Here is a 15,297-nt window from a genome sequence, read left to right as displayed (position 1 = left end):
TGCAATCGTTTGGGAGTTTATTGTTGCCAAATCTATCTTCCTTTACCTCTGCTTGAATATCTGCGGAATGTGGGCTGAAATATTAAACAACTGTGCAAAAGTCCGGGTTCACAAGTTTGTACTAAGGACTTTATTCCTTATTTATGAGGATTTTTAGCCTTTTTGTGAGTTGACTGGAGGGCTTTTTGCTGATGTGCGTGAAGCGTAGCTATCCCGTAGGAAATCGCCCGATTATTTTTAATCCTCTTCATCATCATCCGACAATATTGCCATTTCCTCAGCAATTAGTGTCTGAAAATCCTCTCCGCAGTGAACGTTCAGATGAATTGCAGAGAGGAAGGAAGTCTGCTAGAATTTCAGCTTTTTGTCGATCGCTCAAATCAGGTAACTGAAGCTGATGGATTAAAGTAATCACATTTTGACACTCAGTACCCAATTCATCAATTAACGTTCTCAGCATAGAATTAGTTACAGAAATTCTCCGATCGCGAACTTGAATCTTTACTTATCCAATCCTCTGTCGGCTAGCCGTGGACTTCGTTGCTTCGCGGTTTCACCCGCCGAACGATCTCGGATTTGGGATCACACCCATAAAAAAAAGTAGAGGTGCGATCTATCGCATCTCTACAATAATTCTAAATAAGGTGCACAATGTGCACCCTACCAATTAGCGGTTCTGGGGAACAGGAGCACTCGGTGCTCCAGAAAAAGTCGCCTCACCAGTCTTAGCCCGCTTTTTGATCAAGATAGGCTTGACGCTGTTTTCTCCACCAATCGGGGGATCTTCTTGTTGAGCGTAATCAGCGCCCATCCAAGCAGGACGGCTTTGATCGAAAGCCATTTGCAAAGCAGCAGCGGCGATCGCGTGGGAGTCGTACTCCTCGGATAACTGAGACACCAGAGGCAAGAAAGATGCCATCCGTTCGCCAGCCAAAGCTTCGCGAACTTTACCCTGCATCTTTTCCAACTGACGTGCTTCAATTTGCGCCCGTGTCGGAATGTTTCGCACCGTCAAGCTCGATCGCACGTGGCGTTCAATCAAGCGCAGTTTGCGGCGATCGACCGGTTGAATCAGCGTAATCGCCGTTCCTTCGCGACCAGCCCGGCCCGTGCGTCCGATCCGGTGAACGTAGCTTTCCACACTGTCGGGTAAATCGTAGTTAATCACGTGAGTCAAGTGATCCACGTCCAAACCCCGCGCCGCAATATCAGTCGCCACTACCCAGCGCACCTGACATTGGCGGAACCGATGCAACAAACGTTCCCGTTGTGCCTGATTCAAATTACCGTGATACTCATCAACGCTGTGACCTGCTGCTTGCAGTTGGCTGGTGAGTTCTGCCGCCGACTGCCGAGTCCGCACAAAAATCAGTGCAGATTCCGGGTCTTCCATTTCTAGGATTGGCTGTAGAGCCCTTGCCTTCGACCAGCCACGGGGAATCATGTACACGCCTTGGCTGATGCGCTTCGGCGTTGCTTTTGGCTGTTCTACGGTGACGTTGACTGGGTTACGCAAATGCCGCGCTACCAATTTCCGAATGGAAGCTTCCATCGTCGCCGAGAAAAATGCCGTTTGACGTTCTTTTGGTGCAGCATCCAAGATTTTTTCCACATCTTGGATAAAGCCCATGCTCAGCATTTCGTCAGCTTCATCCAAAACCAGCCATTTTACCTTGTCTAGCTTCAGGCTGCCACGGCTGAGCATATCCAATATGCGTCCAGGTGTACCGACAACGACGTGAACGCCGCGCTTCAAACGCTGCATTTGACGATCGATCGATTGACCGCCGTACACCGTCAGAACTTGCAGAGAGCGACCCACTTTTACCGGGCCGTCGCTGCTGATGCCGCTCAAATCGCGGATGGCTTCAGTTACTTGCATCGCCAATTCGCGAGTCGGCGTCAGCACCAGTGCTTGCACCGCAGTCACATCTAAATCAATCCGCTCCAAGATGGGCAACGAGAATGCTGCCGTTTTGCCTGTCCCTGTTTGGGCTTGACCCACAACGTCGCGACCTGCTAACAGGTGCGGAATTGCTTGTACTTGGATGGGAGTAGGTTCTGTAAAGCCTAGTGTTTCCAGATGGAGAACGAGTTCTTCCGAAAGACCTAAGCCTTCAAACAATAAATTCATTAATGCTCCTAATAACGAGTCTTAGCCTTCTAAGTTGCCCAACTCGGATGCGGATTTCTGCTCTAGGGCAGGAACTCATAAGAGTTCTTTATGGTGCTGCGCCTGCGCGCACCTTCTTAAATAGCAATCGAGTATAGGGCAGCTCCGTCGATGGTGACTAAATTTACCAATTCGACAGCCGTCTTTGATTTTGTGACATCACCGATACCAACCGCCAGGGGTCGGGTTATAGGCTTCCAACATTCTTAAAACAGGACATTGGACTTCCTTTGAGGTACTTGCAAGCTTTCCCTCTTAGGCATTTTATAGTGAGGATCATGACCAGCCCCACTTCACTACATAGTAGTAACAGGTTTATTGGTTCAGGCGCTATCCCGCAATCCGTCGCCTGCGGGATTGAGCAGGGGATGCAGCGACCGTTACCGCCTATCCATCTCAACACTCTTTCGGGATACCGTTGTGGTGTAGGGCGGACGGCGAAGCAATCTCAAATTCTCCCCGCTTATTTCTGGCTTGTTACTATCATAACTCTTTACATTCAGAAACAAAACATTAAATTCGTTAAAATTTTCCGATCGTTCTGTAGAGATAACCGCACCCCGAGGGGGAGCGTCGATTGCCAGATAGGGCTAATAAAGGTTTATAACCCCTTTGCTAGATATCTTTGCACAATATTGTACAAACCGTTACTTTTGATGCACAATCCGCTAATCATTTTTGGCTGGTGCCCGGTTTTTGTTCGCCACACCGCCGATCGCGACAGTTCCAGCAACACTTACACTTGACCCCGCCCAGCACCGGATACAGTGCCACGTCAACTCATGAGGGTCGATCCCACAATTTTAGACAAAAGATCGAGCTCCCAGATGAGTCTGTGCAGTCAATCTAAAATCTAAAATCTAAAATCTAAAATCGACTTGACCGTAGAGGTCGTAGACATCTGCACCAGTAATTTTCACAGACACGATCGATCCCAGTCGCGCTTCTCCTGTCACATAGACGAGTCCATCTACTTCTGGGGAAAACCGAGCGGATCTACCAATCAACTCACCTGTCTCTGGTTGTTCTTGTTCTATCAGGACATCAACTACCTGACCGACAGACTCTTGATTCTTCTTCAATGATATAGGTTGTTGTGCCGCCATTACCGAATTGCGCCGCATTTCCATTATTTCTGCTGGTATTTGCTGGGGCAAGCTGAAGGCTGGGGTTCCTTCTTCTGGCGAAAATACAAAAACTCCTACGTGATCGAATTCGTGGCGCTTGACAAATTCCAGCAAGTGTGCTGCGTGTTCGTCGGTTTCGCCGGGGAAGCCGACAATAAAAGTTGTCCGCATCACCGCGCCGGGAAGTGCTGCTTTGAGCCGATCGACTATAGCATCATTAATCCCAGCTTGAAAAGGCCGATTCATCGCCCGCAGAATTTCCGGGTGCGAGTGTTGCAGGGGTAAATCCAAATAAGGCAAAACGTTGGGCGTTTCCCGGATTGCCTGGACAACTTGCGGAGTCAAACCTGTAGGATAGGCGTAGTGCATCCGAATCCAAGGTACATCTACTTCACCCAAAGCGCGAAGTAGTTCGGCTAGTTTCGGTTCGCCATAAATATCTTTGCCGTAGTTGGTGGTAATTTGAGAAATTAAAATAATTTCTTTTACCCCTTCGGAGGCTAATTGCTTAGCTTCGGCGACAATAGACTCGATCGTCCGCGACCTTTGATTTCCGCGCAAGTGCGGGATAATGCAAAATGCACAGCGGTAGTCGCAGCCTTCTGCTATTCGCAGATAAGCCACACCTTCCGATGTTGTGCGGTAGCGGGGAGTAGTTTCGTCAGCGATGTAACTAGGTTCTGAAGAGACGAGGGAAACTCGATCGCCCTTTTCCACCTGCTGCATAACACTGACGATTTTATGATAGTCGCCAGTGCCGACAATTGCGACTGCTTCGGGCAATTCGTCCAGCAATTCCTGCTGAAAATGCTGTGCCATGCAGCCGGTGATGACTACTTTTTTATTAGCTTCTGCCAATTCTACCAAGGTGCGGACTGACTCTTCTCGCGCCGCTTGGATAAAACTGCAAGTATTGACTACAACATAATCGGCTAATTCTTCATTAGAATCGACTTGATAGCCCGCTTGAGCCAGCAAGCCAATCATGTGTTCGGTATCGATGCGATTTTTTTCGCAGCCGAGGTGAGTAAATGCGATCGTTGGCTTGGTTGCCATGCAGTAATAGTTAGTGTTGCGCTATTTTTAAGAACGTTTTATGATATCACACAATTAAAAAAATTGCAATGTGTATGTGGAAGCTCTGGACTGTTGTGGTGTCCGCAGTTGTTGTGTGATATTTGTGCGATCGTGGGCGAGATGAGAATTTTTAGGCTTTGTGCGATCGTACTTTCCCGCTTTTTCGCTGCCAGATTTTGACCCAATTGTCAGGTTTTGGTGTCGTCGGAAGGCTTCGACAATCTTACGCCCTTTGCATAATTTCGACTTGCTAGTTCGGCAAGCCAGCAAGAAAAATCTTCTCTGCTGTTAAGCTCAATTCTGGAAAAGCCAGCGACTCAACAGTCTCGCTTCCCCTAAACTGTTTTACCTGATACTCCCCATCTACTAGCTGGTAAATCGAGAGAGTGGGTTGTTTGGGATTGCCGATAAACTTGCGACCGCCTAAACCAAGATAGTCTACAATCCAGTATTCGGGAATGCCCATTTCTTCATAGTCGGAAGCTTTGAAAAAATAATCATCCCGCCAGTTCGTACTGACCACCTCTACAGCCAGTCGCACCGAAGAGCCCATCGTGATGACTGATTCTTTTTTCCAGCGCGGTTCGCTTGCAAGTGCGGTTCGGTCTAGGACAATTACATCTGGTTGGTAGCCTGATTCGTTACGGGGTTTGAGCAGGCAGTCACCGGGGATGGAGTAAGGCAATTGCAGTCGTCTGATTTCAAAATTGATTTCACCTGAGATGAAACCTGTAACGTCGGAATGGTCGCCAGTTCCTAAAGGCATTTCAACAATTACTCCATTGTGTAATTCGTACTTGTGGACAGAGTTCTCTGGATACCAAGCAACGAACTCATCAAACGTGATTGTTTTGGATATGGTTTGGATCATGTTGTGGTTTCCTCTGTCTAGTGATTAGTATGCGGAAAGCTCAAAGATTACACAAGTATTGTTCCGATTTTTGCACAAAGTCTACAGCAGATTCCACATTTAGGAAGTACACCCGCCTATAGTTAGCTCGCCGTAGGGACACGGCACTGCAGTGTCCCTACACTTCACAAACCTGGAATACGCTGTAATTTTAGGACAAAGACTTGACATAGGAAGTGAAGTTTGCTATGATTTTTAGTCTACAAAATGTCAAAATACCGATCGCGCCGATCGACTGCATCTGAAATCACTATCTAGGCGATCGACCGTTGTGAGCGATCGACCTCAAGAGATCAAAGGGGTTCTATAATCTTGATTTTATCGTACTTTTAAATTAGGCTGGAAATACCAAAGATAAATCCAGAGACAATTCGGGAAAACCGGGAATTACAACAGTCTCATTTTGCAGAACAACTCGTTTGACTCGATAATTGAAATCACCTTGTCTTTTTTGATAAGGTTCGCTGTGCAGTTCCAGTTGATTATCAACCAAATTAAATATCCAATAATTAGAAATGCCAGCTTCCGCATAGAGAGATAACTTAGTTCTCTGGTCATACTTTAAAGTAGAATCAGAAACCTCAATTACCAACAAGATATCCGCAGCTTCAGGGTGAGAAGATAAATAATTATCAGAGCGATTGCGGGCGATAACAACATCAGGTTCGGGTTCGCTATCAGTAGCAGACAAGATAATCGGCTCTTGTACGCGCAAGCGAGCGCGTCTTGCCAGTAAAATGACTAACTCCTCAAGTAAAAGACTGTTACAAACAGAGTGAAGCCTACCTTTAGCAGCCATATTTATAATTTCTCCGCGAATCAATTCTACTCGGTCATCGGGACCGAAAAATCCCAGTTCTCCCAAACGGTGATATTCTTCGATAGAGAATCTTTTCGCAGTTACAACAGTCATCGCTTTTGTTACCTACAGGTGCTAAAAGTACGCAATTCAATCAAATTTATACCCCCAGACTGCTACCCAACTTACACTATTTTATCCGATCATACATCAGGGGCGATCGCCCGACAGGACTTGAACAGCAGCAGACGCAGGTAATGGATCGTCAGAATTTCCGCCCAAAGCATGAACTTGACGCATCAAAGTGTTCATTTCCAATTGGCAAGATATTGGTCTAATTTGTCGATCGGCCCAGAGTGGAATTTTTACCTTGGGGGCGGGCATAATTACCAGCCCACAAGAGTCTTAAGATTTTTCCCGATGCAAATCTTGATGTTTTTTGAGCTTAAAACTACTGCTAGTCCAACTTATGAGGGGATTTGATCCGATGATACATCAGGGGCGATCGCCAGATTGGCTTCGCCCGAAAGCATTTGAGCAGCAGATCCACTAGCTAATCGATCGTAAGAGTGTGTTCCCAAACCCTTAACTTGGCGCATCAAAGTACCCATTTCCAAAGCACTCATCGCATAATTCCAGCCCAAATTGCTTTTAATTCCAGCCCTTTCCAAAGCTTGCTGCATCGTATCAGTCGTCACCACCCCAAAAATCACCGGCACCCCTGTTTGAAAAGCAGCAGCAGCAATTCCCTTAGCAACCTCACCAGCCACAAAATCGAAATGAGGAGTTTGGCCCCGAATTACCGCACCCAGACAAATTACCGCATCGTAGCGGTGAGAAAGAGCAGCTTGGCGGGCCACCAAAGGAATCTCAAAACTTCCCGGAACCCAAAAAAAGTCCACCTGAGAGCCATGAGGATTAATATCAACCCCGTGGCGTTTCAAACAATCTTGACATCCCTCCAAAAGTTTGTTAACCACCAAATCGTTAAAACGACCGATGACAATAGCAAATCGCAAAGATTCGGTGTGAGTAAAAGTTCCCTCGAAAACAGTCATAGTGCTCTAGTTTAGATTTTAGGTTTTAGATTTTAGATTTTTGTTTTTGAGAAGGCAAAAGTCAGAAAGCAGCAGCATCTCATCTGAATCTCAAGTGCAAAAACATACAGGGTCGCGCGGTCTGGAAAATTCCTAGCTTCTGCCGAATGCCTTTCAATCGCTGGTAAATGCCTTCAGCCTTCTATCTTTTACCTTCTTTCTCCGAGAGAGTTGGGTGAAATTAAACGACTAAAAAGTTCAATACACCCACTGCAATAACCAGCAAAAACCACAGACCAGACCCGGCATAAATCAGGGATTTAGACTGATTCCAGTTTTGGGGAGAGGCATAAGCAACTGGCACGCCAACAACCATCACAAAAGACAGCAGTACCAGACCTAGTAAAACCACTTGAAACAGAATTGATAACATCTTTTCTCCTTTCGATATAACCGTGCGTTGATCAGAAATAGTTTCCCAGAACCGAAAAAAATCTTCCAAATTCTAGTTTTTGACAGTTTCCCGATAGTCGATCGAGAAATTGTCGGTTGATTGATACGAAAGAACCCAGGCAAATTCGGGCGTTGCGCGAACAGGCGTCAGCGGCTCTTAAGATTTTTATCAATTTTATCATTGTTCGCTACAGCACAGAAAACTGGAAAGGTTAACTTAAAGCCCGATCGACACATCCGGTTTCAAAGGGCGAGAAATTGCTACTGTTTGAGTTAGAGATGCGGGATTTTCGGCTATGGACTTAGTTTTGTGCCACACAACAGCAGATTTTGACGCCTTGGGGGCGGCGGTGGGACTTTGCGTGCTGCGCCCCGGTAGCAGGATCGTATTGACGGGGGGATGTCACCCGACAGTGCGGGATTTTTTGGCGCTACACCGTGACGAGTACCCACTGATTGAACGCCGATCGGTCAATCCGCAACAAATTCGATCGATTACTATAGTTGATGCCTCCGGGCGCGATCGTTTGGGAAAAGCCGCCGAGTGGCTGGATTTGCCACAAGTAAGGGAAATTGCTATTTTCGACCACCACTTAGAGGCGCATTCAGACATCCCCGCTACTGTTACGCAGATCGAAGCAGTCGGAGCCAGCACAACATTAATTGTCGAAAAGCTCAAAAATCAAGCTGAAAACAGCGACATACCCTTCCGCCTTCTGCCTTCGGAAGCAACAGTAATGGCCCTCGGCATCCACGTCGATACAGGTTCCCTTACCTTTGAGGGCGCAACTGCGCGAGATGCAATAGCTTTGGCCTGGTTGATGGAACAGGGAGCGAGTTTGGGGGTCATCGCTGAATATGTAGAACCCGGTTTGTCTCCTCAATTGCAAGATTTGCTGAGAGAAGCGCTGAATAATTTGCGATCGGAAACTTTGCACGGTTACAGCGTAGCCTGGGTGCTGCTATCTACTGAAGCTTACGTTCCCGGACTTTCTTCACTGGCTTCTCGCTTGCTCGATTTAACTGAAACCGACGCTCTGCTGTTAGGTAATGTTTATAAATTTAGCGAAAACGAAAACAACCGCAACATCGCTCCCGAATCGCCAGTTTCCAATCGATTAACTATTATCGGTCGATCGCGCATCGAAGGCACAAACCTCAGCGAATTGTTCAAACCCTTCGGCGGCGGAGGCCACGCCCGCGCCGCTTCCCTCGCTACCCGCGATGTTGACCCCCTGCTGACTTTAAATCAGTTAGCTGACGAACTCAAAACTCAAATTCCCCACCCTCCGACAGCCCGCGAATTAATGTCGTCTCCAGTGCGGAGTATTCGCCCGGAAACCTCGGTGGGGGAAGCTCACCGTATCCTTCTACGTTACGGACATTCCGGGCTATCTGTGGTCGATGCGGGCGATCGACTCGCCGGCATTATCTCGCGCCGCGACATTGACATTGCCCTGCACCACGGTTTCAGTCACGCCCCGGTGAAGGGTTACATGACTCCGCAGTTAAAAACGATCGCCCCAGATACCTTGCTGCCGGAAATAGAATCTTTAATGGTGACATACGATATCGGCCGCTTGCCAGTATTGGAAAACGGTCAACTGGTAGGAATTGTTACCCGGACTGATGTGTTGCGGGAATTGCACCAGCAAAAAGCGCGAGACAGGGGAAGTAATGCAGAATTCTCTTATTGTGCCGTGTCCGAATCGGTTGAGCAGTTGTTGCGATCGCGTATAAGTGCCGAATTGTGGCAATTATTGTCGATCGCTGCGAATATTGCCCAAAACCGCGGCTGGCAACTTTATATTGTGGGTGGAGCAGTCCGGGATTTACTCTTAGCCACGGATGATACGCTGGCGCTAACAGATATCGATTTGGTTGTGGATGGAAAGTGCGGTTCCGACGATTCTGGTGCTGGTGTCGAGTTAGCTTCATCGCTGCAAAAACTTTACCCAGAATCGCGTTTGGACGTTCACGGTCAATTTCAAACCGCCGCGCTTTTGTGGCACAAAGACTCTGCTTTCGGCTCGCTGTGGGTGGATATCGCGACTGCTCGCACTGAATTTTACCCTTATCCGGCTGCAAATCCTGAAGTTGAAGCGAGTTCAATTCGCCAAGATTTGTACCGCAGGGATTTTACAATTAATGCGCTGGCTGTGCGGTTGGGTGTTCCTCGCAGTGGCGAATTGTTAGATTTTTTTTGCGGTTTGCTGGACTTGGAATCGAAGCAAATTCGAGTTTTGCACGCGAATAGTTTTATAGAAGATCCGACGCGAATTTATCGCGCTGTGCGGTTTGCGGTGCGGTTGGGATTTGAAATTGAGCCGCAGACGGAAGGATACATCCGCAACGCTTTGACCAGCGGAATTTATTACCGAATTCAGGGGGAAAATGGCCGAGCTCCGGCTTTGGAAACTCGGCTCAAAAGCGAATTGAAATACATTTTGCAAGCTCCTTACTGGAAAGTTGCTTTGCAAATGCTGGGAGATTTGCAGGCTTTGCGCTGCATTCATCCTAGTTTGGAGTTGGATCGGGAGTTGTGGCGACAACTGCGTTTGCTCGATCGGTGTTTGAATGAAAGGAAGAAGGAAGGTTCGGCAACGGATTCTGTAACGGATGTAACGGATGTCAGGAAGAAGGAAGAAGGAAGTTCGGCAACGGATTCTGTAACGGATGTAACAGATGTTAGGAAGAAGGAAGTCGGAAGAAGGAAGAAGGAAGAAGGAAGAGATAATTCCCAATTCCCAATTCCCAATTCCCAATTCCCAATTATCAATATTCCCGATTGGCAGATGCGGCTGGAAGTTTTGATAGCTTATGTAGCACCGGAATATCGCGGCAAGGTGGCTGCAAATCTTCAGTTACCTGCTGACAGCATTAAGCGCCTGGAAGTTTTGGAAGCCGGAAAGAACGAGTTAGCAGAGGGTTTGCCTAAGTGCGAGTTGCCGAGTCAATTGGTTCTGCTGTTGAGGAATTATGAGTTGCCGGTGTTAATTGCGATCGCCCTACAAAGTCCGCGAAGTCCACGCCGCCAAATTTGGGAATATCTCACCAAATGGACGAATGTTGAGCCGCCTTTGAATGGCAACGATTTGAAGGCTTTGGGTTATAAGCCGGGGCCTGGGTTTAAACGAATGTTGGATGATTTGTTGGCGGCGAGGTTGGATGGCGATTTGGGCGATCGGGCTGCTGCTATCTCTTTCTTAGCACAACGTTATCCTCAAACTTAGTAAGGTGCGTCAGCAGCGCGTTATTTTTTCTCTGCTTGATTAGCTAATTGCTGACGCACTCTACTAAATTTTAAGTTTTCAATTCCAAACAGGCTAACCAGGCGATCGCACATTATTGATATTTCGAGAATTAAGGTGAAAAAACAGCGCGCTCCTGCTTTAATCGCAATTGTCCTTTACAAAAGTTTTGTTGCTTCCCTCTTGACAGTAACTTCGATTGCTTTGCTTTTTGCATTAAAAAATCATCAAGTCTTAGAACAATTTTCGCAATCTTATTTGTTAGAAAGCAAACTAAAAATTATTGAATTCATCTTAGACAAAGTTCTAATTCTCAAGCCTAAAAACTTACTGCTTAGCGGACTTGCCGCAGCACTTTATGCAGTCTTAACTGCTGTTGAGGCCGTTGGTTTGTGGTACGAAAAAGACTGGGCAACAATCTTAGTGTTAGTGCTGGTAAGCATCAGTATACCCCCTGAAATATATGAATTAGTTCACGGGGTCACGGTACTTAAGTTAGCGGTATTTATCACAAATGTAGCCATTTTATGGTATTTGCTCCACCATTGGCCGAAGCATGGTAAAGGAGCTTAAAGTTTTGATTATTCAGAGGAAACTCACTTGATTTTATGAATGTCAGCATTTTCCATTTTAATTTCATAAAACGGCTGATCAGTCAAATAAAAACCTCAATCTTTACAAAAATTTGTTGATTGTAAAGATTCGATAAAGCTACGAGGGGTTATACCCCCTATGAGTTACAGTGAGATATATATAGATGCACCCTGATGGCTTTCCCGTTCCACAAGAGCGGGATTTTTATTGGCAAAATATTGTATTAAGTTTTAATACACCTGCTAGAGATAGAATTGGTGGAAAATTTCAATAAAACGATCGCCAGATGCAAAAATAGCACAGCTAAAGCAAAAACGATGGTTCGGAGCGATCGAACATCAGCGCTAACTCTGCGAAATAACCCAAAGGCAGTAGCATAGTTTGGGAAACGGCATCAATGGAAGATCAACTTAGCGTTCACAACAGCGCTGCAACAGGGGAAAGACACCATAATTAATAGTTGATTGTGCTCTAATTTTTGAAGTTTTATGGATTAAGAAAATTTTACTCATGATGTTAGGTCAATTTTCTGAAATCCCCAACTGGATGATGCTTAGTTTCACAAACTTTTAAGTTTTTTTACTGAATCTTGTCTCCGATAATCAACCCTCTTTGTCACTTTAGCAGTGTATTGGCCAGTTGGGCGTCACGAATGTGAGTTATAAAACAATTAAAAACCCGATTTCTTCAAGAAGAAATCGGGTTGTTGAAATCGATGGTGAAGCGCGATTTTCTGTCTAAACTATTCGGAAAATAAAAGGGTAGCGGTAAGGTTGGTTAGGATTTTGCAAAACCTGGAGGATAGCCATTATTGTCAGTCCCCAATGCAGCAGATAACCTAGGGGCACTAGGATAAAGCCAGCAAGACCGAAAGTGACGACAGTTAACACCACAATCACGGTGCTGTACACCCATACATTAAGGTGAAAATTGATTGCTTCTGTGGCATTTTCTTTGACAACGGGGTCATCTGATACTAACAATACAGCGATCGGCGCTCCGATCGAGAACAGTAACGTGCTGAAAAAAATCGCCCCGTGGCACACCAGTGATAGCAGTTTCCGCTTGTCGGAGTCGTACATATTACTTTTCCTTGACTTTATTGATAATTAAACCTTTAATAGCAACTGTAGCACAGGCTATAATGGCGATCGGGTGATGATTCCCCTACCTAATTTGTGATGACAACAGAACTCGAAACTGAACTGCTAACTGCTGTTGAGCGCCGGCGCAACTTTGCTATTATCTCGCACCCTGACGCGGGTAAAACTACTTTGACAGAAAAGCTGCTGCTGTACGGAGGTGCAATTCACGAAGCAGGTTCTGTGAAAGCGCGGCGGGCTCAGCGACACGCTACGTCTGACTGGATGGCGATGGAACAGCAGCGGGGAATTTCTATTACTTCTACTGTTTTGCAGTTTGAGTATAAAAAATATCACATTAATCTGCTCGATACTCCAGGACACCAAGATTTTAGCGAAGATACTTATCGAACTCTGGCGGCGGCTGACAATGCAGTGATGCTTGAGGATGCTGCTAAGGGTTTGGAACCGCAAACTCGGAAGTTATTTGAAGTTTGTAAGCTGCGAAGTCTGCCTATTTTTACTTTCTTTAATAAACTCGATCGCCCTAGCAGAGAACCTTTGGATTTGTTGGACGAAATTGAGAAGGAATTGGGGTTGCAGACTTATCCGGTAAATTGGCCCATAGGTACGGGCGATCGCTTTAAAGGTGTTTTTGATCGCAGGGCGCGCAAAATTCACTTATTCGAGCGGACTAAACACGGTTCTCGCGCTGCTGTTGATACTGTCATCGAATTGGGCGATCCGCGCATTGAAGATTTGTTGGAACAAGACCTTTACTATCAGCTTAAAGAAGAGTTAGAACTGCTTGATGAGTTGGGAACTGAACTCGATTTAGACTTGGTTCGGGCTGGAAAAATGACGCCAGTTTTCTTTGGCAGCGCGATGAGCAATTTTGGGGTCGAACTGTTTTTAGATGCGTTTTTAGATTACGCTATGAAACCGATCGCCCGCAAGAGCAGCGCCGGAGATTTGCCGCCAACTTATGAAGATTTTACCGGGTTTGTGTTTAAATTGCAAGCGAATATGGACCCAAGACACCGCGATCGGGTGGCCTTTATTCGGGTTTGTACGGGCAAGTTTGAAAAGGACATGAACGTGACTCACGCTCGCAGTGGTAAAACGGTGCGTTTGTCAAGGCCTCAAAAATTATTTGCTCAGGATCGCGAGTCGATCGAGGTTGCGTATCCGGGCGATGTGATCGGTTTGAACAATCCGGGAGTATTTGCGATCGGCGATACTATTTACACCGGCCAAAAACTGGAATATGAAGGGATTCCCTGTTTTTCTCCCGAACTTTTTGCTTTTTTGAGAAATCCCAATCCTTCTAAGTTTAAGCAGTTCCGCAAAGGCGTTTCTGAGTTGCAGGAAGAAGGCGCAGTGCAAATTATGTACTCGGTTGATGAGTCGAAACGCGAGCCAATTTTGGCGGCTGTCGGACAGTTGCAATTTGAAGTTGTGCAGTTCAGAATGCAGTCGGAATATAATGTGGAAACGACGATCGATATGTTGCCTTACAGTGTAGCTCGTTGGGTTGACGGCGGTTGGGAGGCGCTGGAAAAAGTTGGGCGGCTGTTTAATACGGTGACGGTGAAAGATACTTGGGGAAGGCCGGTTTTGCTGTTTAGAAATGAGTGGAATTGCCGACAGGTGGAAGGGGAACACCCTGTTTTGAAGTTAAATGCGATCGCCCCTGTGGTTTCGGGTTTGGCTGTTAGCGAGGAGTGAGATTACCGCAGGCAAAGGACACAACACTGTTGTGTCCATACAAATGATATTTATTCGGCTTAAATACGCCGGATATAACAAGTTACAATCACGGCTCTAACAGTTTTTCTAAGATGGTGTAAATGTCTTTTTTGTCACCATCTTTACGTCTCTCTAATCCCACTACAACAACTATAACTCGATCTTGTTCGACTTGATAAACTATACGATAGCGCTGTCCAACAGCTCGGATACTGCGAAATCCTGATAGGTTATCTACAAGGGCTTTGCCTTGCTTGTGTGGTTCAAATTTTAGTTGATCAATGCGATCGCGCAATTTTTCCTGTTCTCGTCGATCTTTGACTGCTTCCAACATTTCCAGTGCCAGTGGCGTAAGCTGGATCTCATATTCGATCGCATTTTCTCCGTGATTCATAGTCCCAATTTTGCTTTGGCATTTTCCCAGGAAATAGTTTCGCCTTGGCGTGCTTGGGTGATGCTTTGGCGCAATTAGGCAACGAATTCTGTATCGGTGAGAATATCTAAGGTTTCTAACAGTTCAGTCAAATGCGTGTAGCTCATTGCAGCCATAACGGGAACGCCATCTTGAGTGATGATGATAGGCTCATTGATAAGTTCTTGGGGTAGGTTTGGAAGCTGCTGCTGTGCTTGGGCAATGGTGAGTCGTTTGGACATGGTTGTACTAAAGCAACATTACTTTTAATTTAGCATTTCGGCCCAACTAACTGGTTTGCAGCCGCTGACGCTGGTAACGAGTAAATCCAAAATCCAAAATCCAAAATCTAAAATCTAAAATCGGTTGACGGCTGGCCCCCATCTGCGGCTACGCTTTGAAGTGAGAGGTTGCTTGCTTGTAGAGGAGGCAGCCCGCGTCGCCCAAAAATCTAGTTGCACTGCCCAAAGCTGTTGGTAGCAGCAATGGACAGCATAACCGCCAAACTGGGACTAGCAGTCTGGAGGCTAACGGAGTATCTTAACATCCTCTGTAGCCGCCCTGCTATGTGTTGAAATGCGGGGCGGCTGGGTTTTTGGGTTTTTCTAGAAAACCCAAAACCAGGAGAACATA

At 46.3% G+C, this 15,297-nt stretch carries 14 protein-coding genes; 3 read left to right on the top strand and 11 right to left on the bottom strand.

Going from position 1 to position 15,297, the window contains the following annotated elements:
* Window positions 1-277: 277 nt before the first annotated feature.
* The 8 genes from QT979_RS25315 to psbZ all read right to left on the bottom strand — a co-directional run bounded on the left by QT979_RS25315 (window position 278) and on the right by psbZ (window position 7,556).
* Entirely contained in the window at window positions 278-460 is a 183-nt protein-coding gene (locus QT979_RS25315) for a hypothetical protein (protein WP_333215957.1), read from the bottom strand.
* 207 nt (window positions 461-667) lie between these two features.
* The gene (locus tag QT979_RS25310) at window positions 668-2,134 is read right to left on the bottom strand and encodes a DEAD/DEAH box helicase (protein WP_333085686.1); all 1,467 of its coding nucleotides are present in this window, start codon (window positions 2,132-2,134) and stop codon (window positions 668-670) included.
* 899 nt (window positions 2,135-3,033) lie between these two features.
* Window positions 3,034-4,356 carry a 30S ribosomal protein S12 methylthiotransferase RimO gene (rimO, locus tag QT979_RS25305; RefSeq protein WP_333312033.1) on the bottom strand — a complete coding sequence of 441 codons (1,323 nt, stop codon included), beginning with the start codon at window positions 4,354-4,356 and terminating at the stop codon, window positions 3,034-3,036.
* 271 nt (window positions 4,357-4,627) lie between these two features.
* A complete protein-coding gene (locus tag QT979_RS25300; protein ID WP_333215961.1) occupies window positions 4,628-5,248 on the bottom strand; it encodes a Uma2 family endonuclease in 621 nt (206 codons plus the stop codon).
* A gap of 373 nt (window positions 5,249-5,621) precedes the next feature.
* A complete protein-coding gene (locus tag QT979_RS25295) occupies window positions 5,622-6,200 on the bottom strand; it encodes a Uma2 family endonuclease (protein ID WP_333312032.1) in 579 nt (192 codons plus the stop codon).
* Window positions 6,201-6,296: 96 nt separating this feature from the next.
* On the bottom strand, window positions 6,297-6,470 hold the full coding sequence (locus QT979_RS25290; RefSeq protein WP_333215965.1) for a hypothetical protein: 174 nt from the start codon (window positions 6,468-6,470) through the stop codon (window positions 6,297-6,299).
* Window positions 6,471-6,553: 83 nt separating this feature from the next.
* Window positions 6,554-7,144, bottom strand: a complete 591-nt coding sequence (gene ribH, locus QT979_RS25285) for a 6,7-dimethyl-8-ribityllumazine synthase (RefSeq protein ID WP_333312031.1) — start codon at window positions 7,142-7,144, stop codon at window positions 6,554-6,556.
* 220 nt (window positions 7,145-7,364) lie between these two features.
* Window positions 7,365-7,556, bottom strand: coding sequence for a photosystem II reaction center protein PsbZ (psbZ, locus tag QT979_RS25280; protein WP_015177377.1), 192 nt, complete (start codon window positions 7,554-7,556; stop codon window positions 7,365-7,367).
* Window positions 7,557-7,872: 316 nt separating this feature from the next.
* On the opposite strand from psbZ, the gene QT979_RS25275 reads away from it, so the two are divergent.
* Both QT979_RS25275 and QT979_RS25270 read left to right on the top strand, forming a co-directional pair.
* Window positions 7,873-10,809 carry a CBS domain-containing protein gene (locus tag QT979_RS25275; RefSeq protein WP_333312030.1) on the top strand — a complete coding sequence of 979 codons (2,937 nt, stop codon included), beginning with the start codon at window positions 7,873-7,875 and terminating at the stop codon, window positions 10,807-10,809.
* A 135-nt stretch (window positions 10,810-10,944) separates the two neighbouring features.
* Window positions 10,945-11,400 carry a DUF2127 domain-containing protein gene (locus QT979_RS25270; RefSeq protein WP_333215971.1) on the top strand — a complete coding sequence of 152 codons (456 nt, stop codon included), beginning with the start codon at window positions 10,945-10,947 and terminating at the stop codon, window positions 11,398-11,400.
* A gap of 758 nt (window positions 11,401-12,158) precedes the next feature.
* Here the strand turns inward: QT979_RS25270 and QT979_RS25265 are convergent.
* Complete coding sequence (locus QT979_RS25265) at window positions 12,159-12,503, bottom strand: DUF4870 domain-containing protein (RefSeq protein ID WP_333162138.1); 345 nt, start codon at window positions 12,501-12,503, stop codon at window positions 12,159-12,161.
* 99 nt (window positions 12,504-12,602) lie between these two features.
* Between QT979_RS25265 and prfC the strand changes: the two genes are divergently transcribed.
* The gene (prfC, locus tag QT979_RS25260; protein ID WP_333161842.1) at window positions 12,603-14,231 is read left to right on the top strand and encodes a peptide chain release factor 3; all 1,629 of its coding nucleotides are present in this window, start codon (window positions 12,603-12,605) and stop codon (window positions 14,229-14,231) included.
* A gap of 88 nt (window positions 14,232-14,319) precedes the next feature.
* Here the strand turns inward: prfC and QT979_RS25255 are convergent, their stop codons facing one another.
* The gene (locus QT979_RS25255) at window positions 14,320-14,646 is read right to left on the bottom strand and encodes a type II toxin-antitoxin system RelE/ParE family toxin (protein ID WP_333312029.1); all 327 of its coding nucleotides are present in this window, start codon (window positions 14,644-14,646) and stop codon (window positions 14,320-14,322) included.
* 74 nt (window positions 14,647-14,720) lie between these two features.
* Complete coding sequence (locus tag QT979_RS25250) at window positions 14,721-14,906, bottom strand: prevent-host-death protein (RefSeq protein ID WP_333312028.1); 186 nt, start codon at window positions 14,904-14,906, stop codon at window positions 14,721-14,723.
* Window positions 14,907-15,297: the final 391 nt, after the last annotated feature.

The organism is Microcoleus sp. w2-18bC1, assembly GCF_036700365.1.
In the GTDB taxonomy this organism is placed as follows: Bacteria; Cyanobacteriota; Cyanobacteriia; order Cyanobacteriales; family Microcoleaceae; genus Microcoleus.
This window is presented reverse-complemented; position numbering and strand designations above follow the sequence as displayed.

Bases quoted from the DNA above. Each gene is read 5' to 3' on its own strand.
- prfC (WP_333161842.1), top strand. From the start codon at position 12,603: ATGACAACAGAACTCGAAACTGAACTGCTAACTGCTGTTGAGCGCCGG.
- QT979_RS25250 (WP_333312028.1), bottom strand. From the start codon at position 14,906: ATGTCCAAACGACTCACCATTGCCCAAGCACAGCAGCAGCTTCCAAAC.
- psbZ (WP_015177377.1), bottom strand. From the start codon at position 7,556: ATGTTATCAATTCTGTTTCAAGTGGTTTTACTAGGTCTGGTACTGCTG.
- QT979_RS25275 (WP_333312030.1), top strand. From the start codon at position 7,873: ATGGACTTAGTTTTGTGCCACACAACAGCAGATTTTGACGCCTTGGGG.
- QT979_RS25295 (WP_333312032.1), bottom strand. From the start codon at position 6,200: ATGACTGTTGTAACTGCGAAAAGATTCTCTATCGAAGAATATCACCGT.
- ribH (WP_333312031.1), bottom strand. From the start codon at position 7,144: ATGACTGTTTTCGAGGGAACTTTTACTCACACCGAATCTTTGCGATTT.
- QT979_RS25265 (WP_333162138.1), bottom strand. From the start codon at position 12,503: ATGTACGACTCCGACAAGCGGAAACTGCTATCACTGGTGTGCCACGGG.
- QT979_RS25290 (WP_333215965.1), bottom strand. From the start codon at position 6,470: ATGCCCGCCCCCAAGGTAAAAATTCCACTCTGGGCCGATCGACAAATT.
- QT979_RS25300 (WP_333215961.1), bottom strand. From the start codon at position 5,248: ATGATCCAAACCATATCCAAAACAATCACGTTTGATGAGTTCGTTGCT.
- QT979_RS25315 (WP_333215957.1), bottom strand. From the start codon at position 460: ATGCTGAGAACGTTAATTGATGAATTGGGTACTGAGTGTCAAAATGTG.
- QT979_RS25310 (WP_333085686.1), bottom strand. From the start codon at position 2,134: ATGAATTTATTGTTTGAAGGCTTAGGTCTTTCGGAAGAACTCGTTCTC.
- rimO (WP_333312033.1), bottom strand. From the start codon at position 4,356: ATGGCAACCAAGCCAACGATCGCATTTACTCACCTCGGCTGCGAAAAA.
- QT979_RS25255 (WP_333312029.1), bottom strand. From the start codon at position 14,646: ATGAATCACGGAGAAAATGCGATCGAATATGAGATCCAGCTTACGCCA.